Genomic DNA, 24,769 nt, shown 5'->3' with positions numbered 1-24,769 from the left:
CTCAAGTAAGCCTGCGGATGAAAGGTTCATGTTGTCAAATGTTCAGCTAGACTCGACGGCATGGAGAAGGAGCAGCAGGAGCAGCAGGTGCAGGCGCCCACGGCCGACCCGATCACCCTGGAGGTCGTGGACCTCATGGCGCGCCTGGTCGGACTCTTCCACCGCGAGTACGAGGAGGCCGCGGCCGCCCGCTCGCTCACCGGCGCCCAGGCGAAGGTGCTGGCCCTGCTGCGGCGCGGCCCGATGCCGATGCGGCACATCGCGCAGACCCTCTCCTGCGAGCCGTCCAACATCACCGGCATCGTCGACCGGCTGGAGGGCCGCGGCTTCGTGACCCGCGAGGCCGACCCGCAGGACCGCCGGGTCAAGCTGGTCGCCGCCACCGCGTCCGGGGTCTCGGCCTCCGCCGAGCTGCGCGAGTCGCTGAACTTCGCCCGCGAGCCGCTGGCGGCGCTGAACGACGAGGAGCGCGGCCGACTGCGCGACCTGCTGCGCCGGATGCTCGACTCCACCGGCACCGACACCGGCACCGGCAGCACCGAACGGGGCTGAACCGAGCGGGGCCGAACCGCCCGGTCGGCGGGCGAGTCGCACCGATTCGAAAATCTCTCGAAAAAATGATGGTTCGGATGTAACCAATCCGGTCGCCGAACCGTCCAAGTAGTGACGACCACCCCGGTCGCAGTGCGGCGGCCGGGGCGAACCCGCCTGCCCTCGGGCGCCCGTTCCCGCTGCCCGCAGAGAGATGTCCGACCGATGAGCGACGCCGAACAGCACTCCGCCGCGGGCCCGTCCCGCGGCCGTCGAACAGCCCGGGCCCTCGGGGCCACCGCCGCCGTCCTGGTGGTCGCCGCGGGCGGGCTCGGTGCCTGGTACTACCAGCGGCTCGACCACAACATCACGACCTTCGCCGCCGAGGGCATCTCCACCGACCGGCCAGCGGCCGGGCCGACCGCCGCCACCGGCGGACGGCCCGTCAACGTCCTGCTGCTGGGATCGGACACCCGCGACGGCGGCAACAACGCACTGGGCGGCGGCGACGAGGGGGTCGGCCACTCCGACACCGCGATCCTGCTGCACGTGTACGCCGACCACAAGCACGCGGTCGGCGTGTCGATCCCCCGGGACACCCTGGTCACCATCCCGCCCTGCCGGCTGCAGAGCGGCAAGTGGACCAGCACCAGGACCAACCAGATGTTCAACTCCGCCTTCACCGTCGGGGAGTTCCCGGCCGGCAACCCGGCCTGCACGCAGAACACCGTCGAGACCCTGACCGGCCTGCGCGTCGACCACACCCTGGTGGTCGACTTCAAGGGCTTCGCCGCCATCACCTCCGCCGTCGGCGGCGTGAACGTGTGCGTGCCCAACGACGTCGACTCCTACGGCATCCACCTCACCAAGGGCCGGCAGAGCGTCTCCGGGCAGCAGGCCGTCGACTACGTGCGGGCCCGGCACGGCTTCGGCGACGGCTCCGACATCGGCCGGATGCGCCGCCAGCAGGCCTTCATGTCCTCGCTGTTCGACAAGGTGCGGGCGCGGGGCTTCGACCCGGGCACCCTGCTGCCGCTCGCCGACGCCGCCACCAGCTCGCTCACCGTCGACCCCGAGCTCGGCTCCCCCTACAAGCTCGTCGAGTTCGCCCAGTCGCTGCGGGACATCAAGCTCTCCGACGTCAAGTTCGTCACCATGCCCTGGCGTTTCCAGGGCGAACGCGTCGCCGTCGTCGAACCCGACGCCGGCGTGCTGTGGAACCTGCTGCGCCAGGACCGCACCCTCGACGGCCACCCCGCCACCGGCCCCACCACCGCACCATCCACGACCCCGTCGCCCGGCCCCACGCCCTCGGCCGGCGCCGGCCCCGACAGCGCGTCGCTCGCGGTGCCCGTCACCCTCCACAACGCGGCCAAGTCGCCCGGCCTCTCCGGACGCACCGCGACCGCACTGCGCGGCAACGGCTACCGGGACGTCACCATCGGGGCCAACACCCCCGCCCGCCCGACCACCCTGATCGAGTACGCCCCCGCGCTGCGCAGTGCCGCCGAACAGCTCGCCCGGCTCTACCCCGGCGCCGAACTCCGCACCGCCCCCGACACCGAGGGCCTCACCCTCACCCTCGGCCAGGACCGCGCCGACTCCCCCGACCCCGACGCCACCGGAGCCACCGCCCTGCCCACCGGCATCCCGACCGGCATCACCGAGAACACCCGCCCCGCCGACAGCGACCTCTGCAGCGACCTCAGCTTCGGCTGACCGGCAGCGGCAGCGGCGGCCGCAAGGTAGGGGCAGGGGCGGCCGCAAGGCAGGGGCAGGAGCAGCGGCGGGCGGCCCGTGGCGGCGGGCGCTCAGGCCACCGGGTCGGGGACGCCCGTCACCACCACCGTGACCCGGCGGTCCGCCAACCCGCCCGCCCGCGCCAGGCCGTGGACGGCCCACAGCGCCTTGGCCACGTACCGCCGCTCCACCGGCACCCCGTGCGCCGCCTCGAACCGCGCGGCGAATCGTTCCAGCTCGTCCGGCACCCGGCCGTAGCCGCCGCCGTGCCAGTCGTGCGTCAGACGCCAGTTCTCGAACTCCCTTCCGTATGCCGACTTGTGAAGCTCCGTCACCTCGCGCTCCAGGTAGCCCTCGCCGCGCAGTACCGCCACCCCGAGCGCCCGGGCGCCGGGCGGCAGTCCGGCGGCGATCCCGGCCAGCGTGCCGCCGGTGCCGACCGGGCAGCACACCACGTCCCGTTCGCCGGCCCCGCCCGGCAGTTGGGCCGCCAGCTCCGCGCCGACCACCGCCGCCCCGTGCACCGCGAGCGCGTTCGACCCGCCCTCCGGCAGGACGTAGTGGCCGGGCCGCCGCTCCCGCCGACCGTCCGCGACCTCCCGGTAGACGGAGCGCTCCACGAACTCCAGCGCCATCCCGTCCCGTTCGGCCCGGGCCAGCGACCAGTTCCGCGGCACGTCCGCCAGCTCGGCACCGCGAATGACCCCGGTGCTGGCCAGCCCGAGCGCCTTCGCCGCGGCCGCGACCGCCCGCACGTGCGTCGAGTACGCCCCGCCGTACGTCAGCAGGCCCCGGTACCCCGCCGCGACCGCGTGCTCCAGGTTCGGCGCCAGCTTGCGCCACTTGTTGCCCGGGACGGTCGGGTGCGCCAGGTCGTCGCGCTTCAGCCGGAGTTCGACCCCCGCCGCCGCGAGTTCCGGGTCGTCGATCACCAGCAGGGGCGTGGGCAGCGCTGCGGGCAGGAGCATCCGCCCACCCTAGGGCCTGGCCACCGACCCCCGGCTTGCCCCGGAACGCGACGGACGGCGGCGGATTGCGGAGATTGCGAGGGATTGCGGTGGGAGGACGAGCCCGGAGGCTCGGGCACGGTGGCGTCAGAGCACGGCTATCCCCAGTGGTCGGTGACCGGCCTCCAGGCGGTGGGTGGCGCCGCTGTCGAGGTCGACCAGGGTGATGCCGTCCCAGGAGCCGTCGCGGGTGAAGCCGCCGGTGACGTAGGCCGTCCGGCCGTCCGCCGATATCGCCACGTTCTCGTGCGGGACGCCGAGCGGGTAGACCCGTTCGCTGCCGTCGGGGTTGCGGACCGTCAGGCTCGGGCCCCGGTCGTCCTTGGTGATCGGGCCGGAGCCGACCACCAGCAGGCGGCCGTCGGGGGCGAGGGTGGTGCCGTGCTGGTGGGTGTTGGCCGTCATCGGTTCGACGGAGACCTGCCCGGTGTGCGGGTCGACCACCGCGAGCCGCTCGCCCTCGAAGGGCAGCAGCAGCTTGCCGTCGCCCGGCCGGACCGCCGCGTAGTGCGGTTTCAGCCAGGAGCCGAGCCCGCCCTCCGTGCCGTACGGCGCGACCTCGATCCGGCGGGTGGCCAGGGTGTCGGCGGCCACCACCGTCACGTCGAAGGAGTCGTGGCCGGTCGCGTAGGCCTCCCGCCCGTCCGGGGAGACGTCGACGTCGAACGGCCGCCGCCCGACCGGGGCCACCCCGGTGACCCGGCCCGTGGCGGTGTCGATCACCTCCAGCGTCCCGTTCTTCCCCGGGACGTTGACGCCGACGTACAACCGCCCGCCGTCCGGGGAGAGCGCCAGGCCCATGCCGCCGCCCCGGTACTCGCCCGCCCCGGCGGGACCGGTGGCCGTCCGGAGCGGGATCAGCCGGTTCAGCGTGCGCGCCCGGGTGTCGACCTCGGCGACGCCCTCGGCGGTGCTGACCCAGGCCCGGCCGTCGACCCCGGCGGCCACCGCGTACGGCGCCCTGCCGACCCGGACCGAGCCGATCGCGCCGTGCTGCGGGTCGACGAAGGTGACGGTATCGGCGTCGAAGTCGGCGACCAGGAGCGTCCCGGCCGCCGTCGGGGAGGCCGCCGGGGCGCCGGCGGGCGGACCGGTGGCAGGGGGCGCGGTCGGGGCCGCGACCGAGGCCGACCGCGCCGGGCCACCGGCCCGGCCGTCGTCGGCTGCCGGGCCCGCGCAGGCGGTGAGCAGGACGGCGAGCACCGGCGCGGTAATAGCCAATAGCACCGGCAGCGAACGTCGGTGACGGATCGTCATCAGGAACCTCCGGTTTCGGGGGCGGGTTCATGATCGGGGGCAGGGCCGGGGCCGGATCGCAGCAGCTCGGCAAGGGCCTCGAAGCCGCGGCGCTCGGCGTGTTGCAGGGGTGTCACCCCGTCGGCGTCGGGGAGGTCGGGCGTGGCGCCGGCGGCGAGCAGCAGGCGGACCACCTCGGTGTGCGCGCGGCCGCCGTCGCCGAGGATCACGGCCTCCAGCAGGGCCGTCCAGCCCAGCCGGTTGACGTGGTCGACGTCGATGTCGGTCTCCGCCAGCACGGCGCGCACGTAGGCGACGTGGCCGCGTTCGGCGGCGGGTATCAGGCTGACGCCGCCGAAGCGGTTGGTCAGCCCGACGTCCGGCCCGGCGGGGAGCAGGGCGCGCAGCATCGGGACGCTGCCGGTGACGCCGGTGGCCAGCCAGGCGCTGTCCTCCCGCTCGTCCTGGGCATCCGGATCGGCGCCGGCGGCGACCAGGAACTCGGCGACGGGCACTGCGTCCGCGAGGACGGCGAGCAGCAGCGGGGTGCGCCCGCGCTCGTCCCTGGCCTCCAGCCGGGCGCCGTCCGCCAGGGCGGACCTGGCGGCGGCGAGGTCGCCGCGGTGCGCGGCCGTGAGCAGGCGCTGGTCGGTCTCGGTCATCATCACGGTCCTCCTCCTGAGGGACGGCAGGGACGGCAGGGACGGCAGGTACAGCACGGAATGCCTCAACGGATGCGGGGGCGGCGGGCGGCAGACGGTGGGCGGCGGGTGGCGGGTGGCAGGTAGTGGGCGGCGGGGTCGGGGATATCGGGCCTATGGGCGGGATGCCGGTCGGGGTCGGGTGGGGGCCGACGTATCGGTGTCGCACTCCATATTTGCCCCGCTCCCGGCATCGATTCGTCGTCGAACCGGCCACACCCGGCGAGCGTTCCGGTGGACACCGCCATCGGCCGATCGGTGGATGCGCACCCCGTCCCGGCACGTTTCCGCAGCTCAGTGCGGGGGTTGCCGACCTCGGCGGGCCCCGGCCCGGCGGGAGCGGCGAACAGGCCGAGCACGGCGAAGCGACGACCCCGGAAACGGCACGGCCCAGGGCGATCGGATCACCGTCCGATCTCGCCCCTTCCCACTCGCCCCTCGCTGTGCCATTTTACATGTCACACATCATTTGGTCGGCGCCCCCGCAGCCCGACCACGACCGCTCGGAGTCCCCCACCGTGCGTCATATAAAGACGGCCACGGCCCAGTTGGGCCACCTGCTCGCCCTGGCGTTCGCGCTCGTCCTCACCGTCGGGCTGTTCGCCCCCCAGGACCGGGCCCACGCCGCCCCCACCGTCCCCACCCAGGACACCGCCCCCGTCCGGAACACCCCCGCCAAGGACGGCGGCGCCCCGTCCACCCACCCCGTGCCGAAGTCGCCGGACGAGCCGAAGGACGGCCGCCGCACCCCGGGCGAGACCGTGACCGGCGCCAGGACCGCGCCGCAGCAGGGCAGCTCCACCGCCGCCGGGGCGAGCAGGAAGTTCGGTTCGCTCGCCGCCGACGCGAACGGCTGCGACACCGCCGCCTTCGGCTCCCTCGGCGGCAACGCCCTGGTCCAGGCGGTCAAGTCCGCCTCCCTCGACTGCGTGGGCAGGCTCTACAACATCACCGGCACCGACGCGAAGAACACCTTCCGCGAGCCGCAGATGGTCGTCGTGGCCGACGCCCTGCGCACCGCCGCCACCGGCTACGACGGCACCAATTCGGCATCCACTGCCCAGCTGGTGACCTTCCTGCGGGCCGGCTACTACGTGCAGTGGAACCAGGCCGACACGGTCGGCGCGTACGGCACCCCCCTGCAGACCTCGATCCGCGGCGCGCTGGACGCGTTCTACGCCGCCCCGCACGCCAAGGACGTCACCGAGGCGAACGGCGGGATCCTCGCCGAGGCCGTCATCCTGATCGACTCCGCCCAGGAGAACGCCCGCTACACCGGCGTGGTCAAGGACCTGCTGGACCGCTACACCGGCGCCTGGACCGGCGGCATGTGGAGCGCCGTCTCCAACACCAAGCTGGTGCTGGAGAACGGCCTCGGCACCGACTCGTTCAACGCCGCGCTGGTCGCCGACCCGTCCGTGGCCGCCTCGATCTCCTCGTTCGTCAAGCGCAACAGCTCGATGATCAACGGCGGCGACCTGGCCACCACCCTCGGCATCGACCTGGGCTCCTTCCTGCAACAGCCGGTCCTGCAGGCCCAGGCCCGTCCGCTGGTGAAGGAGCTGGTCAACGCCTACCCGCTGGTCGGCGCCACCGGCCCGCTGACCATGAACCTCGCCTGGTTCACCGAGAAGAAGGACGCCGGGCGCTGCTCCTACTACGGGCTGTGCGACCTGCCGACCCGGCTCGCCCCGCTGGTCCTGACCGTCGACCGGGTCTGCAGCCCGACCCTGCGCATCCGCGCCCAGGCGCTGTCCGCGACCGAGCTGGACGGCACCTGCACCAGCCTGGCCAACGAGGACGCCCTGTTCCACCGCGTGGTCAAGGACAACGGCCCGGTCCCGGGCGACGTCAACACCCAGCTGGAGGTCGTCGTCTACGACTCCTCCTACGACTACCGCCTGTACGCCTGGTCGATGTACGACATCGAGGTCGACAACGGCGGCATGTACCTGGAGGGCAGGCCGAACGAGGCCGGCAACCAGGCCCGCTTCGTCGCCCACGAGGCGGAGTGGCTGCGCCCGTCCTTCCAGATCTGGAACCTCAACCACGAGTACGCGCACTACCTCGACGGCCGGTTCGACTTCTACGGCGACTTCGACGCCGGACAGGCGTTCCCGAGCATCTGGTGGATCGAGGGCTTCGCCGAGTACATGTCCTACACCTACCGGGACGTGCGCTACGACGACGCGATCGCGCAGGCCGCCAAGGGCACCTACCGGCTCAGCACCCTGTTCGACACCACCTACGACAACACCGACCAGACCCGGACGTACAACTGGGGCTACCTGGCCGTCCGCTACATGCTCCAGTCGCACCCGCAGGACGTCGCCGCCTACCTGGCGAAGACCCGCTCCGGCGACTTCGCGGGCGCCCGCGCCGCCGTCACCTCGATCGGCACCTCCTACGACGCCGACTTCGCCCGCTACCTGACCGCCTGCGGCGCCGGCGACTGCGGCACCCTGACGCCCGCCGTCCCGCTCTGCACCAACCAGGACGGGCGCTGGTACGACCGGAACTGCCGCCGCGACAACGTCTCGGCCACCACCGGCAACTACAGCTACGGCTTCCTCAACCTGCCGGCCGGCGTGCAGCGGCTGACCATCACCACCTCCGGCGGCACCGGCAACGCCGACCTGTACTGGAACCCGGCCGACTGGGCCACCACCGGCTCCTACGCCGCCAAGTCCGTGAACAGCGGCAACGGCGAGACCCTGACCATCAGCAACCCGCCCGCGGGCTGGGTGTACTTCAGCCTCCACGCCCTGCAGGGCTTCTCCGGGGTCACCGTCACCACCCAGTACTGACCCGCCGTCAACTCCCGCACCGGCCGGGGCCCGCACGTCGAAGGACGCGCGGGCCCCGGCCGCTGTGCCGAACAGGTCCGTTTCCGTCCACGGGCGGGTGAATCCGGGCCCGGCGGGAGGCCGAACGGCGGGCCGGTGCTCTACAGTTTGCGTGGCGACCCGAGCGGCGCCCCCGACGGAGCCCTCGTGGTGGTGCCCCCGGGCTTCGTGCCGGAACAGGGGCTGCGGGTGTGCTGACGTCCCGTCAGCGGCCGAGGTAGGGCGGGTGGGACTCGAACCCACGACCAAGGGATTATGAGTCCCCTGCTCTAACCGGCTGAGCTACCGCCCCCCGACTCGACCTGCCGGGCCGGCGGGCCGGTCCCTGGCAGCAGCAGACGGCCCCTCAGGGCCGCCCCCGGCAGCATAGCCGGTCGATCACCGGTGGTGCGCGCCGGGGGCGCATCCGGGTACGCACGGCCCCGCCCCCGTCGGCGTGTTGGGGCCCGGCCCGGCCGCCCCGGGTCCGGGCCGCCACAGGTGGTTGCCCGGCCGCGCCGGGGACTGGTAGATCTTGCTGCGACCGCCGCCCGGCCCCGGGCGGACCGACCCGGCGGAAGCGAGCGACCGTGCCGCGCAGCACCCCAGGCCCCGGCCGGCAGCCGCTCCGCGCCGTCGGCGCGCTCGCCCTGCTGCTGGCCGCCGCGGGCTGCACCTCCGCCGCCCCCGCCGGGGGCCCCACCGCGACGTCCAGCCCCGCCGCCGCCGGCCCGGCCGCCGACCGGGTCGGGCAGCTGTTCCTCGACGGCCTCGACGGCCCCCGGTTCTGCACCGCCTCCGTCGTGCACAGCGGCGGCGGCAGCCTGCTGATCACCGCCGCCCACTGCGTTGCCCCGCACGGCGTCCCCGTGAGCGGCCTGGTGTTCGCCCCCGGCTACCGCGACGGCCGTGCCCCGCACGGGAGTTGGCCGATCACCGGGGTCAAGGTCGACCCGCGCTGGGGCACCGGCCCGGACGACGAGCACTACGACGTCGCGTTCCTGACCGTCGACCGGGTCGACGGCCGGCGGATCGAGGACGTGCTGGGCGCCGAGCGGTTCTCCACCGACGGCGGCGACACCGAGGTCACCGTCACCGGCTACCCCAACGACGGCAACGCCCCGATCACCTGCCGGACCACCGCCGTCACGGCCGGCCCGAACGGCCGGCGCTTCGACTGCAGCGGGTTCACCGACGGCACCAGCGGCAGCCCCTGGGTCACCGCCGACGGCCGGGTGATCGGCGTCATAGGGGGTTACCAGCAGGGCGGCGACACCGCCGACACCTCCTACAGCCCGGCCTTCGACCAGCGGACCGCCGACCTCTACCGGCAGGCCGACGGCGGCACCGGCGGCAGCTGAGACCGCCCTCCCCCGGAAAACCCCGAGCGGCCTCCGAGGGCCCTTCGGCGAGACCGAGGGGAAAAACACGAGGGCCCCTCGGTCTCGCCGAAGGGCCCTCGCTCTGGACTGATCACCGAGACTTCCGGTGAAGCTCCCCCAATTGGACTCGAACCAATAACCTGCCGATTAACAGTCGGCTGCTCTGCCAATTGAGCTATGGGGGACCGCGCTCCTCCAATTGGACTCGAACCAATAACCTGCCGATTAACAGTCGGCTGCTCTGCCAATTGAGCTATGGAGGATCGTGCTTCTGCCTCGCCCACCCGGTCTCCGGATCGCTCCGGGGCCCACGGTGCTCGCTGCGGGACATACATTAGCGCACTCAGGGGGGTGTTCCGCCAATCGCTTTCCCCGCCGTCCTCCCCCACCTCGCCCGTGCGTCGCCCCTGGCACGGCCGCGGGCCGGTACGGCGCGCCCCGCGCGCGTCCCCCGGTACGGGCGGGGATGCTGGTGCACGGCGGCTCCGGCTGGCCCGGACCCGCCACCGGCCGGGCGGTTCACGGACCGGCCGGGCGGGTAGACGCGGCACACAATCGCGCGGCGACGAAGGGTGGAACCAGGGCATGTGGAAGGTGTCGTTGATCGTGGGCCTCGGAATCGGGTACGTCCTCGGTACCCGGGCCGGGCGCGAGCGCTACGAACAGCTGGCCGGCGCGGCCCGGCACGTGCGGGACAACCCGCGGGTGCAGGACGCCGCCGAGAAGGCCAGGCAGCAGGCGGGCGCGGTGGCCGGCAAGGCCGCCGGGGCGGTCGCCGACAAGGTCGGCGAGAAGCTGCCGAACGCGCTGACCGAGCGCGTCCCGTACTTCGCCCGGCAGCACGGCGAGGACGACGGCTGGGGCACCGTCCGCCCCTGAGGACGCCCTCGGGAACGCCCTGCGGACGGCCCGGGGACGCTCCGGGAACACCCCGATGACGCCCCCGGTCCGCCGGGCCTCCCGGGGCCGGGGCGGACGGCTGTCGGACGGGGTGGTTCCGGTACCGACTGGGCAACACTTGCGGCAGTCGGGCCCGCCCCGACCGCCGACTGCGGCATGATCTCGGCATGGCCATCGTCGCGGGCATCGACAGCTCCACCACTCGCACCCGGATCGTCGCGTGCGACGCCGACACCGGCGCCGTACTCCGACAGGGCCGGGCTCCGCACCCGCTCCCGGAGGGCGAGGACGCCCGGAGCACGGAGGTGGACCCGCAGAGCTGGCTGCACTCGCTCGGCGACGCCGCCGCCGGGGGCCTGCTGGAGGGCGTCCGGGCGATCGGCGTGTCCGCCCAGCAGCACGGCCTGATCGGCCTGGACGCCGGCGGTGTGCTGGTGCGGCCCGCGCTGCTGTGGAACGACCCCCGCTCGGCGGGGGCGGCGGCCGCGCTGCTGGACGCGCTGGGCGGGCCGCAGCCCTGGGCCGAGGCGATCGGCGCGGTGCCGGGCCCGACGTACACGATCGCCAAGCTGCGCTGGCTGGCCGAGTTCGAGCCGGTGTCGGCGCAGCGGATCGCCGAGGTGCTGCTGCCGCACGACTGGCTGGTGTCGCAGCTGCTGGGCGGGGCGCGGCGGCGCACCACGGACCGCGGCGACGCCTCCGGCACCGGGTACTGGTCGCCGGTGACCGGCGAGTACCGGCAGGACCTGGTCAAGCTGGCGCTCGGCCACGAGCTGAAGGTCCCGGACGTGCTGGGCCCGGCCGAGCCCGCCGGGCACACCCCCGAGGGGCTGCTGATCTCGGCCGGCACCGGCGAGAACATGGCGGCCTCGCTGGGCCTGGGCCTGGAGGTCGGCGACGCGGTGGTCTCGCTCGGCGGCAACGGCACGATCTTCGCGGTGCACGACCGGGCGGTGGTCGACCCGTCCGGGCTGGTCTCCTCGTTCGCGGACGCCACCGGCCGGCACCTGCCGATGGTGGCGACGCTGAACGCCGCGCAGGTGCTGCGCTCCACCGCCGCGATGCTGGGCACCGACCTGGCGGGCCTGTCCGAGTTGGCGCTGCAGTCCTCGCCCGGCGCGTACGGGATGGTCTTCCTGCCCTACCTGGACGGCGAGCGGACGCCGAAGCTGCCGCAGGCGGCGGGCACCCTGACCGGGCTGCGGGCCGAGTCGATGGCGCCGCAGCACGTGGCGCGGGCGGCCGTCGAGGGCATGCTGTGCAACCTGGCCGAGGCGGTGGACGTGCTGCGCGGGCACGGGGTCGCGGTGGACCGGGTGTTCCTGCTGGGCGCGGCCGGGCGGCTGCCCGCCGTGCAGCAGATCGCGCCGCAGGTGTTCGGGCGGCCCGTGGTGGTGCCGCCGCCGGGCGACCACGCGGCGCGCGGCGCGGCCCGGCAGGCCGCCTGGGCGCTGGCCGGGACGGCCGAGCCGCCGCGCTGGGAGCTGCCGGACCTGACGCTGCTCGCCCCCGACCAGGAGCACGACCTGGCGGTCGGCACGGCGGTGCGCCAGCAGTTCGCGGCGATGCGCGAGCAGTACCACCCGGAGACCGCCGCCTCCTGACGCCCCGTCCGGCCCCTGTCCGGAACGGGTTCCTGAAAGTGCGTCGGCCCGGGCCCGGTGGCACCGTGGGAACTCCACGAGTGGAGGGACGGTTCGCCATGGCGTTGCACAGGGGACAGAGCTCGGAGGAGCGCCGGCTGCCGTTCAGCCCGCTGCACGTGCTGACCGACCCGGTGGGGGCGATGCAGCTCGCGCCGCCGCTGCACCGGCTGCCCCGGGTGCCGGTGCCGCCGCCGGTGGCGTACCAGCTGATCCACGACGAGCTGCTGCTGGACGGCAACGCCAAGCTCAACCTGGCGACCTTCGTCACGACGCAGATGGACGAGTACGCGGACCGGCTGATGGGCGAGTGCCGCGACAAGAACATGATCGACAAGGACGAGTACCCGCAGACCGCCGAGCTGGAACGGCGCTGCGTGGCGATCCTGGCCGACCTGTGGCACGCCCCCGACCCGGACGCGGCGGTGGGCTGCTCGACCACCGGCTCCAGCGAGGCGTGCATGCTCGCCGGAATGGCGCTGAAGCGGCGCTGGATGCGGCGCAACGCCGACCGGTACGCGGCCGGGGCCCGGCCGAACCTGGTGATGGGCATCAACGTGCAGGTCTGCTGGGAGAAGTTCTGCAACTTCTGGGAGGTCGAGGCGCGGCTGGTGCCGATGGCGGGCGACCGCTTCCACCTGAGCCCCGAGGAGGCGGTGGCGCACTGCGACGAGAACACGATCGGGGTGGTCGGCATCCTCGGCTCCACCTTCGACGGCTCGTACGAGCCGATCGCCGGGATCTGCGCCGCGCTGGACGACCTGCAGGCGCACACCGGCCTGGACGTGCCCGTGCACGTGGACGGGGCGTCCGGCGGGATGGTCGCGCCGTTCCTGGACCCGGACCTGGTCTGGGACTTCCGGCTGCCCCGGGTGGCGTCGATCAACACCAGCGGGCACAAGTACGGCCTGGTGTACCCGGGCGTCGGCTGGGCGCTGTGGCGGGACACCGGGGCGCTGCCCGAGGAGCTGGTGTTCAAGGTCAACTACCTGGGCGGCGAGATGCCGACCTTCGCGCTGAACTTCTCCCGGCCCGGCGCCGAGGTGGTCGCCCAGTACTACACCTTCCTGCGGCTCGGGCACGCCGGCTACCGCGCCGTCCAGCAGGCCTGCCGGGACGTGGCGACGTACCTGGCCGCGGAGTTCGAGAAGCTCGGCCGGTTCCGGCTGATCACCCGCGGCGACCAGGTGCCGGTGTTCGCCGTCACCACCGTCGAGGACTGCCCGTTCGACGTGTTCGACGTCTCGCGGCGGCTGCGCGAGCGCGGCTGGCAGGTGCCCGCGTACACCTTCCCGGAGGGGCGGACCGACCTGGCGGTGCTGCGGGTGGTGTGCCGCAACGGGTTCACCCGGGACCTGGCGGACCTGCTGCTGAGCGACCTGCGGCGGCTGCTGCCCGAGCTGGAGCGCCAGCCCGCGCCGCTCGGCGAGCTGGGGATGCCGCGGCACAGCGGGTTCCACCACTGAGCGGACGGCGGCCCTAGTCGAGGTAGCCGCGGAGCTGGTCGGCGAAGGCGTGGTCGCGGAGCTTGCCGAGGGTCCTGGCCTCGATCTGGCGGATGCGCTCCCGGGTCACGCCGAACAGGTGGCCGATCTCCTCCAGGGTGCGCGGGCGGCCGTCGTCGAGGCCGTAGCGGAGCTGGACCACCTGGCGCTCGCGCTCGCCGAGGGTGGCCAGCACCGCGTCCAGGTGCTCGCGCAGCAGCAGGAAGGCGGCGCTCTCCGGCGGGGAGGCGGCGTCGGCGTCCTCGATCAGGTCGCCCAGCGCGACGTCGTCCTCCTCGCCGACCGGGGTGTGCAGCGAGACCGGCTCCTGGGCGAGCCGCCGGATCTCCCGGACCCGCTCCGGCGTCAGCTCCAGCACCGCGGCGACCTCGGCGGCGGTCGGTTCGAGGCCGCGCTCCTGCAGCAGGGCGCGCTGCACCCGCAGCACCCGGTTGATCAGTTCGACCACGTGCACCGGCACCCGGATGGTGCGGGCCTGGTCGGCCAGGGCGCGGCTCATCGCCTGGCGTATCCACCAGGTCGCGTAGGTGGAGAACTTGTAGCCGCGCGCGTAGTCGAACTTCTCCACCGCCCGGATCAGGCCGAGGTTGCCCTCCTGCACCAGGTCGAGCAGGGTCAGGCCGCGGCCGACGTAGCGCTTGGCGACCGAGACCACCAGCCGCAGGTTCGCCTCGATCAGGCGGCGCTTGGCGATCCGGCCGAGGACGACCAGCCGGTCCAGGTCGTCGGCGAGGCGCTGGTCGCCGCCCTGGGTGCGGTCGAGCGCCTCCTCGGCGAACAGGCCGGCCTCGATGGCGCGGGCCAGCTCCACCTCCTCGACGGCGGTCAGCAGCCGGATCCGGCCGATCTCCCGCAGATACTGGCGCAGCAGGTCGGCGGCCGGGCCGGTGCCCTCGTCCAGGGCCGGTTCCGGGACCTCCTCGGCCAGTTCCTCCGGGGTCGGTTCGGCCTCCGCGGCCGCTGCGGGCTCCACCGCCTCTGTGGCCTCCGCGATCTCCGTTGCGGGCTCGGCGGGCTCGACCGGGTCGGTGGGCGCGGCGGCTTCGGCGGGCGCGGCCAGGCCGAGCGGGCCGCGCCGGGGTGGGAGCGCGGCGTCCCGGACGGGGGCGGCCTGCGGGAGGCGCGCGGCGGTCTGGGGCTGGCGGGCGACGGAAAGCTCCACGGGCATCCCTCCGGGGGCCGGGCGCGGCCTGGGGGTGCCGCACCACACCGGAGGGGATACCCAGCCCGGCGGGCCCGGGCACCTGCGGACGGGCAGGAGGTGGGCGAACGGCACCCGCCCCGGCGGCAAGTGCCAGTGCACGCGGGGCGCCTGACAGCGGGTCAGGGCGTGCGACGGGGCGGGTCGGGGCGCGACCCGTCGGCGCGCGGCGGTCAGAGCGTGGCGGTCAGAGCGCGGCGGCGCCCTTGGAGCGCAGTTGCTGGCCGTACTGCTGGAGGGCCCACAGCTCGCTCTGCACCGGGTGCAGTTCCTCGGCGGTGGCGCGGTCGCCGAGCCGGCGCAGGTGGGCGCGGACCTCGGCGACCCGGCGCTCGACGGCCTGCAGGCGGAGCTTGACCAGGAACTCCCCCGCGTACACCTCGTCGGCCTTGCGGCGGGAGCGGATCGGCTCCACGGTCAGTTCGGTGACCAGGCCGCGCACCTGGTCGTCCGGGCTGGCCTCGCGGACGGCGGCGGTGAAGTCGGGCAGGGTCGCGCCGTAGGCGGTGCCGCCGACCTGGCCGATGGCGCGGCGGACGGCCCGGTACGGCGGGGTGGGGAACTCCTCCTCGCCGTACTGGTCGAAGGCCGGGCTGACCAGGTCCGGGTGCTGGAGGGCGAGTTTGAGCAGCTCGCGCTCGACGAACTGGGCCGGGTCGCGCGGGTCGAGCCGGAACGCCGGACGTTCGGGGCGGACCGGCGGCCGGGCGGGGGCGTCCGGGCGGCGCAGCGTGCGCTGCTGGCCGTTCTGCTGGTTCTCGCGCTGCCAGCGGGCGAGTTGGGCGATCCGGCGGACCACGAACTGCTCGTCCAGGATGCCGACCATGCCGGCCAGTTGGACGGCGTACTCGTGCTGGATCGAGCGGTCCTTGATCTTGACGATGATCCCGGCGGCCTCCTCCAGGGCGGCGGCGCGGCCCTCGGCGGTGTCCACCCGGTGCCGGCCGACCGCCGAGCGGAGCGCGAACTCGAACAGCGGGACGGGGTGCTCGACCAGGGTGCGGACCGCCTCGTCGCCCTGGGACAGGCGCAGTTCGCACGGGTCCATGCCGCCCGGGGTGATGGCGATGGAGGTGCGGGCGGCGAACTTCTGGTCGTCCTCGAAGGCGCGCAGGGCGGCCTTCTGGCCGGCGGCGTCGCCGTCGAAGGTGAAGACCGTCTCGCCGCGGTACCCCGCGGTGGAGGTGGTGTCCATCAGCAGGCGGCGGATGATCTTGATGTGGTCCTCGCCGAAGGCGGTGCCGCAGGTGGCCACCGCCGTGGTGACGCCCGCCAGGTGGCAGGCCATCACGTCGGTGTAGCCCTCGACCACCACCGCCCGGCCCGACTTGGCGATCTCCTTGCGGGCCAGGTCGATGCCGTACAGCACGTTCGACTTCTTGTAGAGCGGCGTCTCGGGGGTGTTCAGGTACTTCGGGCCGTTGTCGTCCTCGCGCAGGCGGCGGGCGCCGAAGCCCACCACGTCGCCCGAGCTGTCCCGGATCGGCCAGACCAGGCGGCCCCGGAAGCGGTCGATCAGGCCGCCGCGCTGGCCCTGCGAGGCCAGGCCGCCGACCGAGATCTCCTTGTCCGAGAAGCCGCGGCCGCGCAGGAAGCGCACCAGGTGCTCCCAGCCGGCCGGGGCGTAGCCCACCCCGAAGTGCTTGGCGGCGGCCTCGTCGAAGCCCCGCTCGGCCAGGAAGCGGCGGCCGATCTCGGCCTCCGGCGTGGCCAGTTGCTCCTCGAACCAGGCGGCGGCGACCTTGTGCGCCTCGACCAGCCTGGTCCGCTCGCCCTGCTGGTGGCGCGGGCTGTAGCCGCCCTCCTCGTAGCGCAGGGTGATGCCCGCCTGGGCGGCCATCCGCTCGACCGCCTCCGCGAACGAGCAGTGCTCGATCTTCATCAGGAAGGTGATCGTGTCGCCGGACTCGCCGCAGCCGAAGCAGTGGAAGACGCCCTTGCCCGGGTGCACGTAGAACGACGCGGACTTCTCGTCGTGGAACGGGCAGACGCCCTTCAGCTGCGCGCCGCCACCGGCCGCCAACTGCACGTAGTCGCCGACCACGGCGTCGATCGGCAGGGCGGCACGCACCGCCTGCACATCTTCGTCCCTGATCCGACCGGCCACCGGTGAAGTCTACGGGAGCGGGAGCCGTCCGACCCCGGCCCTACGGACCGACCAGCTCGGCGTGCAGGGCGAGCGCGGAGGCGTCGGTGAGGGTGGCGATCCGGTCGATCACGGTGCGCAGCGCGGCCCGGTCGTCCTCGGCCTCGGCGTACTGGGCGGCGAACACCCCGTCCAGCCCCGCCGGGGCGCCGCGCAGCAGGGCGTCGGCCAGCTCGGCGATCACGATCCGCTGGCGGGACCGGAGTTGGGCCTGCTCGTCGCGCTGCATCACGTACCGGACGGCGACCGCCTTGAGCACCGCGCACTCCAGCCGGACGCCGTGCGGCACCACCAGTTCGGCGGCGTAGCGGGTCAGCGGGCCCGGGCCGTAGCGGGCCCGGGTGGCCTGCTCGGCGGCCAGGCAGAAGCGGCCGATCAGCTGGCTGGTGAGGTCCTTCAGGCCGGCCCGGGACCGGGCGGTGCCGTCGTAGCCGGTGGGCCACCACTCCTCGGCCTGCAGCCGGTCCAGCGCGGCGCCGAACTCCTCCGGCTCGGCGCCGGGGGCGAACCGCTCGGCGGTCTTGAACAGTTCGGCGCGCTCCTGCGGGGAGCGCAGCGCCGCCGGGTCGATGTGGCCGGCCTGCAGGCCGTCCTCCACGTCGTGGGTGGAGTAGGCCACGTCGTCCGACCAGTCCATCACCGTCGCCTCGAAGCACTTGCGGCCGTCCGGCGCGCCCGCGCGCATCCAGCGGAACACCGGCAGGTCGTCCCCGTACACGCCGTACTTGGTGGAGCCCGGGTCGGTGGGGTGACCGCCGCGCGCCCACGGGTACTTGGTGGCGGCGTCCAGCGCGGCGCGGGTCAGGTTCAGGCCGACGCTGCGGCCGGGCCACGGCGAGAGCCGGACCTCCGGCTCGTCCAGCGGGGCGAAGCGCTTGGGCTCCAGCCTGGTCAGGATGCGCAGCGACTGCGCGTTGCCCTCGAAGCCGCCGCACCCCTCGGCGGCCTGGTCTAGCGCCTCCTCGCCGGTGTGGCCGAACGGCGGATGGCCGATGTCGTGCGCCAGGCAGGCCGTCTCCACCAAGTCCGGATCACAGCCGAGGGCCGCGCCGAGCTCCCGGCCGACCTGCGCGCACTCCAGCGAGTGCGTCAGCCTGGTCCGCGGGAAGTCGCTGCTCATCGGCGCGACCACCTGGGTCGTCCCCGCCAGGCGGCGCAGCGCGGCCGAGTGCAGCACCCGGGCCCGGTCGCGTTGGAAGGCGGTGCGGCCGGGCCGCTTGTCGGGCTCGGGCACCCAGCGCGCCTCGGACTGCGGATCGTACGGAGCGGTGTTCTTCATATGCCGATCACCGTACGCCCGTTGACGGACATTCGGCCGTGCGCCGCGCGAACCGGCGGTGGCGGGCGGGCGGCGATGCCCCGTCGGAACGGACTCCTCCACATATTGCAGAGGATTCTCTGCAGAGAAGCCTATGCAGAGGACTCTCTGCATTCTAGGGTGGGGCCATGAACGAGCATCGCCCCGAGCACCGCCCCGAGGACCAGCCCGAGGACCGCCGCCCCGCCGACTCCGCGGGTGCCGCCACCGTCGGGGACGCCCCGCGCCGCCGGCTCGACGCCGGTTCGCTGCGCGGACTCGCCCACCCGCTGCGGATGCGACTGCTGGACGAGCTGCGGACGAACGGCCCCGCCACCTCGGCCCGGCTCGCCGACCGCACCGGCGAGTCCACCGGCACCGTCAGCTGGCACCTGCGACACCTCGCCGACCACGGCTTCATCGAGGAGGAGACCGGCCGCGGCACCAAGCGGGAGCGCTGGTGGCGGGCCGTGCGCGGCGCCATCGTGCTGTCCGCCACCGACTTCGACCGGGACCCGGCCGCCCGGGCCGCGCTCTCCGTCTACCAGGCCGAGAACCTGCGCCGGCAGTACCAGCGGGTCGCCGACTCGCTGGCCGCCGACTGGGACGAGCCGTGGCGCGGCACCGGCTCTGTCACCGACTGGAACAACCTGCGGCTGACGCCCGATCAGCTCCGCGCCCTCGACCTGGAGCTGCAGGCCGTGGTCGCCCGCCACACCCCCGCCCCGGACGCCGCCCCCGACCCCGCGGCCCGCCCGGTCCTCGTCCAGATCCAGGTACTGCCCCGAAAGGACCCCGAACGGCCATGACCACTCCGGCTTCCGCCCCCGCCACCGCACCCGCAGCCACCGCCGCCGACCGCAGTGGGTCCGCCGCCGAGGGGCTCCCGACCGCACCGGGCGCGGGACGGCCGCGCGGGCTGCTGCGGCGCCACCGGGACTTCCGGCACCTGTGGATCGGCGAGACCGCCAACAAGTACGGCTCCGCCGTGACCGGCCTGGCCCTGCCGCTGATCGCGGTCACCTCGCTGGACGCCGGCACCTTCCAGGTCGGCCTGCTCGGCGCCGCCGGCTGGCTGCCCTGGCTGCTGATCGGCCTGCCCGTCGGCGTCTGGGTGGACCGGCTGCGCTGCCGCCCGGTCATGCTCACCGCGACGGCGGTCTCCCTGGTGCTGTACGCCACCGTCCCGCTGGCCGCGCTCGCCGGGGTGCTCACCCTCTGGCACCTGCTGGCCGTCGCCCTGCTCGCCGGGGCCGCCGGGGTGTTCTTCCAGACCGCCTACACCGCCTTCCTGCCCCACCTGCTCGCCCCCGCCGACCAGGCCGAGGGCAACGCCAAGCTGCACGGCAGCGCCTCCGCCGCGGGCATCGCCGGACTCGGCACCGGCGGCCTGCTCGCCCAACTGGCCGGACCGGTCAACGGGCTGCTCGCCAACACCGCGACCTTCCTGCTCTCGCTCGGCTGCACCGCCCGGATCGGGCACCGCGAACCCGGCCGCGGCGAACGCCCGCGCCGCGCCCTGCGCCAGGAGATCGGCGAGGGCCTGCGGCTGCTCGGCTCGGACGTCTGGTTCCGCACCTTCACGCTGTTCGGCGCCACCTCCAACCTGGTCCTGACGGGCTATCAGTCGCTGCTGGTGGTCTTCCTGATCCGTGAGGTCGGCGTCGACGAGGGCACCGTGGGCCTGCTGCTCGCCCTCGCCTCCACCGGCGGCATCGTCGGCGCCGCCGTCGCCCGCCGGGTCGCGGCCCGGCTCGGCAGCTCGCGCGGCATGCTGGTGCTGGAACTCGCGCTGCCCGCACTGGCCGTCCTCATTCCGCTGACCGGGCGCGGCGCCGGCCTCGGCTGGTACCTGCTCGGCGGGTTCGGCGTCTCCTGCGGGATCGTCGCCGGAAATGTCATCAAGTCGACCTTCCAGCAGCGCTACTGCCCGCCGGACCTGCTCGGCCGGCTCTCCGCCAGCGCCGCCGTGCTCAACTTCGGCGCCATCCCGCTCGGCGCGCTGCTGGCCGGCTACCTGGGCACCCAGATCGGCGTCCGGCCCGCGATGTGGCTGATGACCGCCGGAGTGCCGCTGGCCGCCCTGGTCCTCTGGTGCTCCCCGATGCGCCGCGTCCGCGACCTGCCCACCGAACGCCGCCCGCTGGACGCCGAACCGGCTGCGGCTGCCGCTGCTCCCGCTGCCGCAGCGGTGTGACGCGCCCCCTCTCGAACGGCCCGGACGGTGGGCTTCTCGACCAGCCCGGGCGGTGGGGTGCTCAGGCGACCGCCCGGACCGTCCGCGCGAGGCAGGCCTGGTAACGCTCCAGGACCAGCCGGGCCAGCAGCGGGTGGTCGCCGAGCGGTGCCGAGATCAGGGCGCCGCCGGCCGCAGTGGCCAGCCGGGCGAAGTCGCCGGGCGCGGTGAAGTAGGAGGCGACCGCGACCCGCGTGTGCCCCTCGGCAGTGAGTTCCGCCACCCGCGCGGCCACGCTGGGGCCCCCGGCCGCCACGTACCCCGGCCGGACGGTGACGCCCAGCCGGGCGGACAGCAGCGCGGCCTGCGCCTCGCTGTCGAGCGCCGCCTCGGGGTCCCGGGAGCCGGAGGCCGCGAGCACCACCGGCTCGCCCCACCAGCCGGCCGCCGCCAGCCGGTCGGCCAGCGCCTCCGTCAGCAACGGGTCCGGGCCGAGCGGTGCGGCGCACTGCCCCGCCAGGTGCCCCGCCTCGGCCAGCGTCCGGGGGATGTCGGTCTTGCTGTGGTAGCCGCGGCCGAGCAGCAGTGGCACCAGCACCACCCGGCCGCTGAGACCGTCCAGCACCTCGGGCAGCCGGGGATCGTTCAGGCCCAGGTGCGCGAGCCGGACGTCCAGCTCCGGACGGGCCCGCCGCACCCGGGCGTGCAGCAGACCGATCTCGGCGGCCGCGGCCGGGTCGTGCGAGCCGTGCGCCACCAGCACCAGGGCCGGGCGGCGCGCCGCGTGCAGCACCCGCAGCGGGGCGACGCGGCCGGGGAGCGAGGTGGTGATGGTCATGACTCCAGCATGCCCGCCGTCTGTTTCGCTCCGGTTGCCCACCGGTCACGGGTGGTTTCCCCGCTCTCACAGAGCGCCACCCGGCTGTGAGTACCGTTTCTGGCACACCGCGCCGGGGGCCGGACGGCCCGGGGTCCCGGGCAGCAGGGGCCCCGGGCAGCACGGGCACCGGACCGGTCCGGGCTCAGGGAGGTCCGGGTACCGGCCCGTCAGCGCTCGGTCCGCGCCGGGCCGCCGGACTGGCGCGGGACGCGCGGTTGCTTGAGCTCTCCCGGGTACTTGAGCTCCCCCGGGGCGGGCGGGTCGGTGAGGACGGCGCTCGGTCCGGGCTCGGGGCTGGTGGCGCTGGTTGCCGCACGGCGCGTGGGCGCGACAGGCACGGCGGCGTGCCACGGGGCGGCGGCCCGGGCGTCCGGCTCCCAGCCGTGCTGCCACCGGTCGGCCGTGAGCGCCTCCGCCGCTTCCGGCTCCTCCCCCTCCGGCACCGTCGATCCGCCGCTCCGGGCCCTGGTGCCGAACTTCCCGCGCTCCTCGCACTCCTGAAGGAGCATCATGGCTTCCCGGTGGGCGAGCGGGTCGCCCGCCTCGGCAGCGCGGCGGTACCACTCCAGGGCCCGGCCGGTCCGGCGGCGGTCGACCAGCATCCGGGCTCCCGCGATCAGGGCGTCCCGGTCACCGCCCTCGGCCGCCCGCCGGTACCAGTCGAGCGCCTCCTCGATCCGGCCGCGGCCCTCCAGCATCTCCGCCGCCTCCCGGGCGGCCTGCCGGTCGCCCGAGCCGGCCAGTCGCTGCACCCAGTCGATCGCCCCGTCCGTCCCCACCGAGCCGGACAGCATCCGCGCGGCCTCCCGCAGCCGCTCGGGCTCCGGACGCTCCGTGGCCCGGAGGAGCAGGTCGGCCTCGAAGTAGCGGCCGGCGTCCTTCAACAGGTCGACCGCCTCCTCCAGTCCGGCGGTCCCCCGACGCTCGGCACCCTGCTGTTCGGCCGAGGTCCGCTCCACGGGGCGGGACCCGGTCCGGTCATGCCGGAAGTCGGCGGCGTCCGGGCGGACGTTGGCGGAACCTCCCTCGACCGCCGGACGGAGGGCCGCGGGCGCGGGCGCGGGGAGCGGAGGTGCCGGGAGCGGAGGTGCGGGGAACGCGGGTGCGGGGAGCGCGGGCACCTCGCCCGGTGCCGTCGCCGTCCGCCCGTCGAGGTGCAGCAGGAGTTGCACGGAGTCGGGCAGCGGCTGCCGGTCACCGGCCCGGTGCGCGGCCAGGTACCAGTCGGCGGACTCCCGCTGCCGACCCAGTTCGCCGAGCAGACGGCCGAGTTCACGCATCGCGTAGGCGTCGCCGTACCGGGCGGCGAGCTGGTAGCAGCGCACTGCCCCGGCGCGGTCGCCGCGCCGTTCGAGCAGGTCCGCGGCCTGGAACAGCGCGGTCTCGCTGCCCGCGTCGGCGGCCTTCCGGTACCAGGCCAGCGCGCCGTCGAAGTCCCCGGCGCGCTCGCACTGCTCGGCCCGGTCCCGCAGCGCGTGGTGGTCGCCGAGGTGCGCGTACCAGGGCAGGTTGCCGTACTGGCCCTGCCGGGACAGCATCGCCGCGGCCTCGGGCCAGGCCGCCTCGTCGCCGGACGCGGCCGCGCGCTCCCACCAGGCGGCCGCCTCGTCGACCCGACCCGCCGCCTCCAGCATCCGGGCCGCCTCGTGCACGGCCGTCGGGGAACCCTGCTCCCAGGCGCGTTCCCACCAGGTGACCGCCTGCTCGGTCCGGCCGGCCGCGGCGCAGCTCCGGGCGCACGCGGCCGCGGCCTCGGGGTGCCCGTCCGCCGCGGCCCGTTCGAACCACTCCAGCGCCTCCTCGGCGCGGCCGAGTCCGGTCAGCAGGCGGCCCGCCCGGTAGCGGGCGTTCGGGTGGCCGGCCCGGGCGGCCCGTTCGAAGCGGAGCAGCGCGGGCTCGATCTCGCCGCGCCGGCCGAGCAGTTCGGCGGCCCGGCAGAGGGCGTCGGCGTCCCCGGCGCGGCCGGCCCGGTCGAGCCATTCGACGGCCTGCCCGTCCTGGCCGGCCTGTTCCAGCAGTTTCGCTGCCCGCATCGGTGCCTCCGGTACTCCCAGGTCGGCTGCCGCCCCGTACCAGTCGACGGCTTCCGCGACCCGGCCCGCCTCGGCGAGCATGGCAGCGCCCACCGACAACGCCCCGGCCTCGCCCGCCTCGACGGCCGAGGCGCACAGGGCGATCGCCGTCCGGGTGTAGCCGCGTCCCGCCGCCGCCCGGGCGAGCGCGGCGCGGTCGGCCGGGTCCGCGTGCCGGACCAGGCAGTCCCACAGGCCGGGCGGGACCGGCCGCCCCTCCCGTTCGCGCTCCCGGACCGACTGCCGTGCCAGGGCCTCGGCCAGCCGGACCCGCCGGTCGTCCCGCGCGTCCTCGCCCGGTACCGGGTCCCGATCGGGGTCCGGTGCCGAGCCCCGGCCCGGTGGCGCGGTGGCCCCGCCCGGGGTCCGATCGACCGTCAGGAGCGTGCCCGTTCCCGGAACCGCCCTGCGCAGGTACACCATCGCCTCGGCCACCCATCCGGCTCCGAGGGCGCCGCGCTCACTGTCCGTCAGGTAGTGCGGGGCGGCGGCCACCAGCAGCACCGCGGGCAGCGCCGGACCGTGGCCGAGCCGCATCGCGTCCACTCCGGCGTCGACGAGCGCCCTGGCCGCGGGCGGTGCCGCGCGGTAGCGGCTCAGCAGCCGCCGACCGGCCGGTGTGGGACCGGCCCGCTCCCGGTGTCGCCCGACGCCCGCGCCGGTGCTCGTCGTGGGGGTCGTTGCGGCATTCGTCGAGCCGTTCACCGTGCCGTCCGCTGCTCCGTGCCTCGCGCCGCCCGCCGCGCCGTTCGCCGTTCCGTTCGCCGTGCCCGGTACCCGGCCCGACCGGTCGGGGTGGCGGTCCGGGCCGCCCGCACCTGCCCGATCGCCGTCGTCCGGGCGGTGGCCGGTGCCCGCGCGGCCGACGTCCGCCGCACCGACGTCCGTGTCGCCGGGGTCCCTGCGGCCGTCGTCCGCACCGTCGTTGTCCGCACCGCTGTCGTCCGCACCGTCGTCGTCGGCGCGGTCGGCCGCCATGAGCGCGGACCAGTACGTGGCCCGGTGCGCGGGTCGTCCTGCGGCGCGGGCCAGTTCGCCCGCCACCGCGGTGAGGCGGTCGAGTTCACGCGGCACGGAGCGGCCCGCCAGCCAGCCGTTCAGGGTGGACGGGCCGATGCCGCCGAGTCTGGCGAGTCGCTTCTGGGTGACCGTCCGTCCGCCGACCCGGCGGGCCGCCTCCCAGAGCAGGAGCAGCTCGCGCAGCACCGCCGAGTGGGCCGCCCGCCCCCGCACTCGTACCTCTGCTGCCATGCCAGTCTCCCCGGCCGGACCCGGATCGGATCTTGGAACCCGCTCCCCTGCGTGCAGGGTACGCACTCCCGTACTCGGCCGTACCGGGTTCGGTGCGAATCACCCACCGAATCGGCGTTCCCACCCCCACGGGCCCCCTGCACCTGGTAAGGGCGCCGGACCCGGCCGGGCCTGCGAGCGCTCTCAGAGGGCGTTCGATACCGTTTTAGGCTGCCGCGCATGGTTTCGGGCGGAGGTATTGCCCGGTTCTGTCCGGGGCGGCGGTCAGCCGGGTGG

General features: G+C 74.8%; 17 protein-coding genes and 3 tRNA genes. 9 read left to right on the top strand and 11 right to left on the bottom strand.

Annotation, left to right across the window (positions count from 1 at the left end; all coding sequences use genetic code 11):
- The first annotated feature begins 60 nt into the window (after positions 1-60).
- Complete coding sequence (locus tag ACIOHG_RS35965) at positions 61-552, top strand: MarR family winged helix-turn-helix transcriptional regulator (protein WP_400957426.1); 492 nt, start codon at positions 61-63, stop codon at positions 550-552.
- 204 nt (positions 553-756) lie between these two features.
- The gene (locus ACIOHG_RS35960; RefSeq protein WP_400957423.1) at positions 757-2,250 is read left to right on the top strand and encodes an LCP family protein; all 1,494 of its coding nucleotides are present in this window, start codon (positions 757-759) and stop codon (positions 2,248-2,250) included.
- A gap of 92 nt (positions 2,251-2,342) precedes the next feature.
- Here the strand turns inward: ACIOHG_RS35960 and ACIOHG_RS35955 are convergent, their stop codons facing one another.
- The 3 genes from ACIOHG_RS35955 to ACIOHG_RS35945 form a co-directional block, all read right to left on the bottom strand.
- Positions 2,343-3,239 (bottom strand): 1-aminocyclopropane-1-carboxylate deaminase/D-cysteine desulfhydrase, encoded by an 897-nt coding sequence (locus ACIOHG_RS35955; protein ID WP_400957421.1) that lies wholly within the window; start codon positions 3,237-3,239, stop codon positions 2,343-2,345.
- Between the two features lie 126 nt (positions 3,240-3,365).
- A complete protein-coding gene (locus tag ACIOHG_RS35950; protein WP_400957418.1) occupies positions 3,366-4,535 on the bottom strand; it encodes a hypothetical protein in 1,170 nt (389 codons plus the stop codon).
- Positions 4,535-5,176 carry an ankyrin repeat domain-containing protein gene (locus tag ACIOHG_RS35945; RefSeq protein WP_400957484.1) on the bottom strand — a complete coding sequence of 214 codons (642 nt, stop codon included), beginning with the start codon at positions 5,174-5,176 and terminating at the stop codon, positions 4,535-4,537. The genes ACIOHG_RS35950 and ACIOHG_RS35945 overlap by 1 nt, the downstream gene beginning before the upstream one ends.
- Before the next feature lie 557 nt (positions 5,177-5,733).
- Between ACIOHG_RS35945 and ACIOHG_RS35940 the strand changes: the two genes are divergently transcribed.
- Positions 5,734-8,022 (top strand): M9 family metallopeptidase, encoded by a 2,289-nt coding sequence (locus ACIOHG_RS35940; RefSeq protein WP_400957415.1) that lies wholly within the window; start codon positions 5,734-5,736, stop codon positions 8,020-8,022.
- Between the two features lie 257 nt (positions 8,023-8,279).
- On the opposite strand, the gene ACIOHG_RS35935 is transcribed toward ACIOHG_RS35940, so the two are convergent.
- A tRNA-Ile gene (locus ACIOHG_RS35935) sits at positions 8,280-8,353 on the bottom strand.
- A gap of 277 nt (positions 8,354-8,630) precedes the next feature.
- On the opposite strand from ACIOHG_RS35935, the gene ACIOHG_RS35930 reads away from it, so the two are divergent.
- Positions 8,631-9,401 (top strand): trypsin-like serine peptidase, encoded by a 771-nt coding sequence (locus tag ACIOHG_RS35930; protein ID WP_400957413.1) that lies wholly within the window; start codon positions 8,631-8,633, stop codon positions 9,399-9,401.
- 133 nt (positions 9,402-9,534) lie between these two features.
- Here the strand turns inward: ACIOHG_RS35930 and ACIOHG_RS35925 are convergent.
- Positions 9,535-9,607: transfer RNA gene (locus ACIOHG_RS35925), tRNA-Asn, on the bottom strand.
- A 5-nt stretch (positions 9,608-9,612) separates the two neighbouring features.
- Positions 9,613-9,685: transfer RNA gene (locus ACIOHG_RS35920), tRNA-Asn, on the bottom strand.
- A gap of 322 nt (positions 9,686-10,007) precedes the next feature.
- On the opposite strand from ACIOHG_RS35920, the gene ACIOHG_RS35915 reads away from it, so the two are divergent.
- The 3 genes from ACIOHG_RS35915 (at position 10,008) to ACIOHG_RS35905 (ending at position 13,431) form a co-directional block, all read left to right on the top strand.
- Complete coding sequence (locus tag ACIOHG_RS35915; RefSeq protein ID WP_400957410.1) at positions 10,008-10,301, top strand: hypothetical protein; 294 nt, start codon at positions 10,008-10,010, stop codon at positions 10,299-10,301.
- 188 nt (positions 10,302-10,489) lie between these two features.
- Entirely contained in the window at positions 10,490-11,926 is a 1,437-nt protein-coding gene (locus tag ACIOHG_RS35910; protein WP_400957407.1) for an FGGY family carbohydrate kinase, read from the top strand.
- Positions 11,927-12,024: 98 nt separating this feature from the next.
- A complete protein-coding gene (locus ACIOHG_RS35905; protein ID WP_400957405.1) occupies positions 12,025-13,431 on the top strand; it encodes a glutamate decarboxylase in 1,407 nt (468 codons plus the stop codon).
- 13 nt (positions 13,432-13,444) lie between these two features.
- On the opposite strand, the gene ACIOHG_RS35900 is transcribed toward ACIOHG_RS35905, so the two are convergent.
- From ACIOHG_RS35900 to ACIOHG_RS35890, 3 genes are all read right to left on the bottom strand, one after another.
- A complete protein-coding gene (locus ACIOHG_RS35900; RefSeq protein WP_400957402.1) occupies positions 13,445-14,638 on the bottom strand; it encodes an RNA polymerase sigma factor in 1,194 nt (397 codons plus the stop codon).
- Positions 14,639-14,858: 220 nt separating this feature from the next.
- Positions 14,859-16,778, bottom strand: coding sequence for a DNA primase (dnaG, locus tag ACIOHG_RS35895; protein ID WP_400957400.1), 1,920 nt, complete (start codon positions 16,776-16,778; stop codon positions 14,859-14,861).
- Positions 16,779-16,818: 40 nt separating this feature from the next.
- On the bottom strand, positions 16,819-18,096 hold the full coding sequence (locus ACIOHG_RS35890) for a deoxyguanosinetriphosphate triphosphohydrolase (RefSeq protein ID WP_400957397.1): 1,278 nt from the start codon (positions 18,094-18,096) through the stop codon (positions 16,819-16,821).
- A gap of 167 nt (positions 18,097-18,263) precedes the next feature.
- On the opposite strand from ACIOHG_RS35890, the gene ACIOHG_RS35885 reads away from it, so the two are divergent.
- Both ACIOHG_RS35885 and ACIOHG_RS35880 read left to right on the top strand, forming a co-directional pair.
- Entirely contained in the window at positions 18,264-18,923 is a 660-nt protein-coding gene (locus tag ACIOHG_RS35885) for a helix-turn-helix domain-containing protein (RefSeq protein WP_400957394.1), read from the top strand.
- A complete protein-coding gene (locus tag ACIOHG_RS35880; RefSeq protein WP_400957392.1) occupies positions 18,920-20,311 on the top strand; it encodes an MFS transporter in 1,392 nt (463 codons plus the stop codon). Before ACIOHG_RS35885 ends, ACIOHG_RS35880 begins: the two co-directional genes overlap by 4 nt.
- 61 nt (positions 20,312-20,372) lie before the next feature.
- On the opposite strand, the gene ACIOHG_RS35875 is transcribed toward ACIOHG_RS35880, so the two are convergent.
- The gene (locus ACIOHG_RS35875) at positions 20,373-21,128 is read right to left on the bottom strand and encodes a sirohydrochlorin chelatase (RefSeq protein ID WP_400957389.1); all 756 of its coding nucleotides are present in this window, start codon (positions 21,126-21,128) and stop codon (positions 20,373-20,375) included.
- A gap of 209 nt (positions 21,129-21,337) precedes the next feature.
- Positions 21,338-24,493 carry a hypothetical protein gene (locus tag ACIOHG_RS35870; RefSeq protein ID WP_400957386.1) on the bottom strand — a complete coding sequence of 1,052 codons (3,156 nt, stop codon included), beginning with the start codon at positions 24,491-24,493 and terminating at the stop codon, positions 21,338-21,340.
- Between the last annotated feature and the right edge of the window lie 276 nt (positions 24,494-24,769).

Source organism: Kitasatospora sp. NPDC088134 (genome assembly GCF_044741705.1).
In the GTDB taxonomy this organism is placed as follows: Bacteria; Actinomycetota; Actinomycetes; order Streptomycetales; family Streptomycetaceae; genus Kitasatospora.
This window is presented reverse-complemented; position numbering and strand designations above follow the sequence as displayed.

What these genes read in the sequence shown, in the direction of transcription:
- ACIOHG_RS35965 (WP_400957426.1), top strand. Translation starts at nt 61, where the DNA reads ATGGAGAAGGAGCAGCAGGAGCAGCAGGTGCAGGCGCCCACGGCCGAC.
- ACIOHG_RS35960 (WP_400957423.1), top strand. Translation starts at nt 757, where the DNA reads ATGAGCGACGCCGAACAGCACTCCGCCGCGGGCCCGTCCCGCGGCCGT.
- ACIOHG_RS35955 (WP_400957421.1), bottom strand. Translation starts at nt 3,239, where the DNA reads ATGCTCCTGCCCGCAGCGCTGCCCACGCCCCTGCTGGTGATCGACGAC.
- ACIOHG_RS35950 (WP_400957418.1), bottom strand. Translation starts at nt 4,535, where the DNA reads ATGACGATCCGTCACCGACGTTCGCTGCCGGTGCTATTGGCTATTACC.
- ACIOHG_RS35945 (WP_400957484.1), bottom strand. Translation starts at nt 5,176, where the DNA reads ATGACCGAGACCGACCAGCGCCTGCTCACGGCCGCGCACCGCGGCGAC.
- ACIOHG_RS35915 (WP_400957410.1), top strand. Translation starts at nt 10,008, where the DNA reads ATGTGGAAGGTGTCGTTGATCGTGGGCCTCGGAATCGGGTACGTCCTC.
- ACIOHG_RS35910 (WP_400957407.1), top strand. Translation starts at nt 10,490, where the DNA reads ATGGCCATCGTCGCGGGCATCGACAGCTCCACCACTCGCACCCGGATC.
- ACIOHG_RS35905 (WP_400957405.1), top strand. Translation starts at nt 12,025, where the DNA reads ATGGCGTTGCACAGGGGACAGAGCTCGGAGGAGCGCCGGCTGCCGTTC.
- ACIOHG_RS35900 (WP_400957402.1), bottom strand. Translation starts at nt 14,638, where the DNA reads ATGCCCGTGGAGCTTTCCGTCGCCCGCCAGCCCCAGACCGCCGCGCGC.
- ACIOHG_RS35890 (WP_400957397.1), bottom strand. Translation starts at nt 18,096, where the DNA reads ATGAAGAACACCGCTCCGTACGATCCGCAGTCCGAGGCGCGCTGGGTG.
- ACIOHG_RS35885 (WP_400957394.1), top strand. Translation starts at nt 18,264, where the DNA reads ATGAACGAGCATCGCCCCGAGCACCGCCCCGAGGACCAGCCCGAGGAC.
- ACIOHG_RS35880 (WP_400957392.1), top strand. Translation starts at nt 18,920, where the DNA reads ATGACCACTCCGGCTTCCGCCCCCGCCACCGCACCCGCAGCCACCGCC.
- ACIOHG_RS35875 (WP_400957389.1), bottom strand. Translation starts at nt 21,128, where the DNA reads ATGACCATCACCACCTCGCTCCCCGGCCGCGTCGCCCCGCTGCGGGTG.
- ACIOHG_RS35870 (WP_400957386.1), bottom strand. Translation starts at nt 24,493, where the DNA reads ATGGCAGCAGAGGTACGAGTGCGGGGGCGGGCGGCCCACTCGGCGGTG.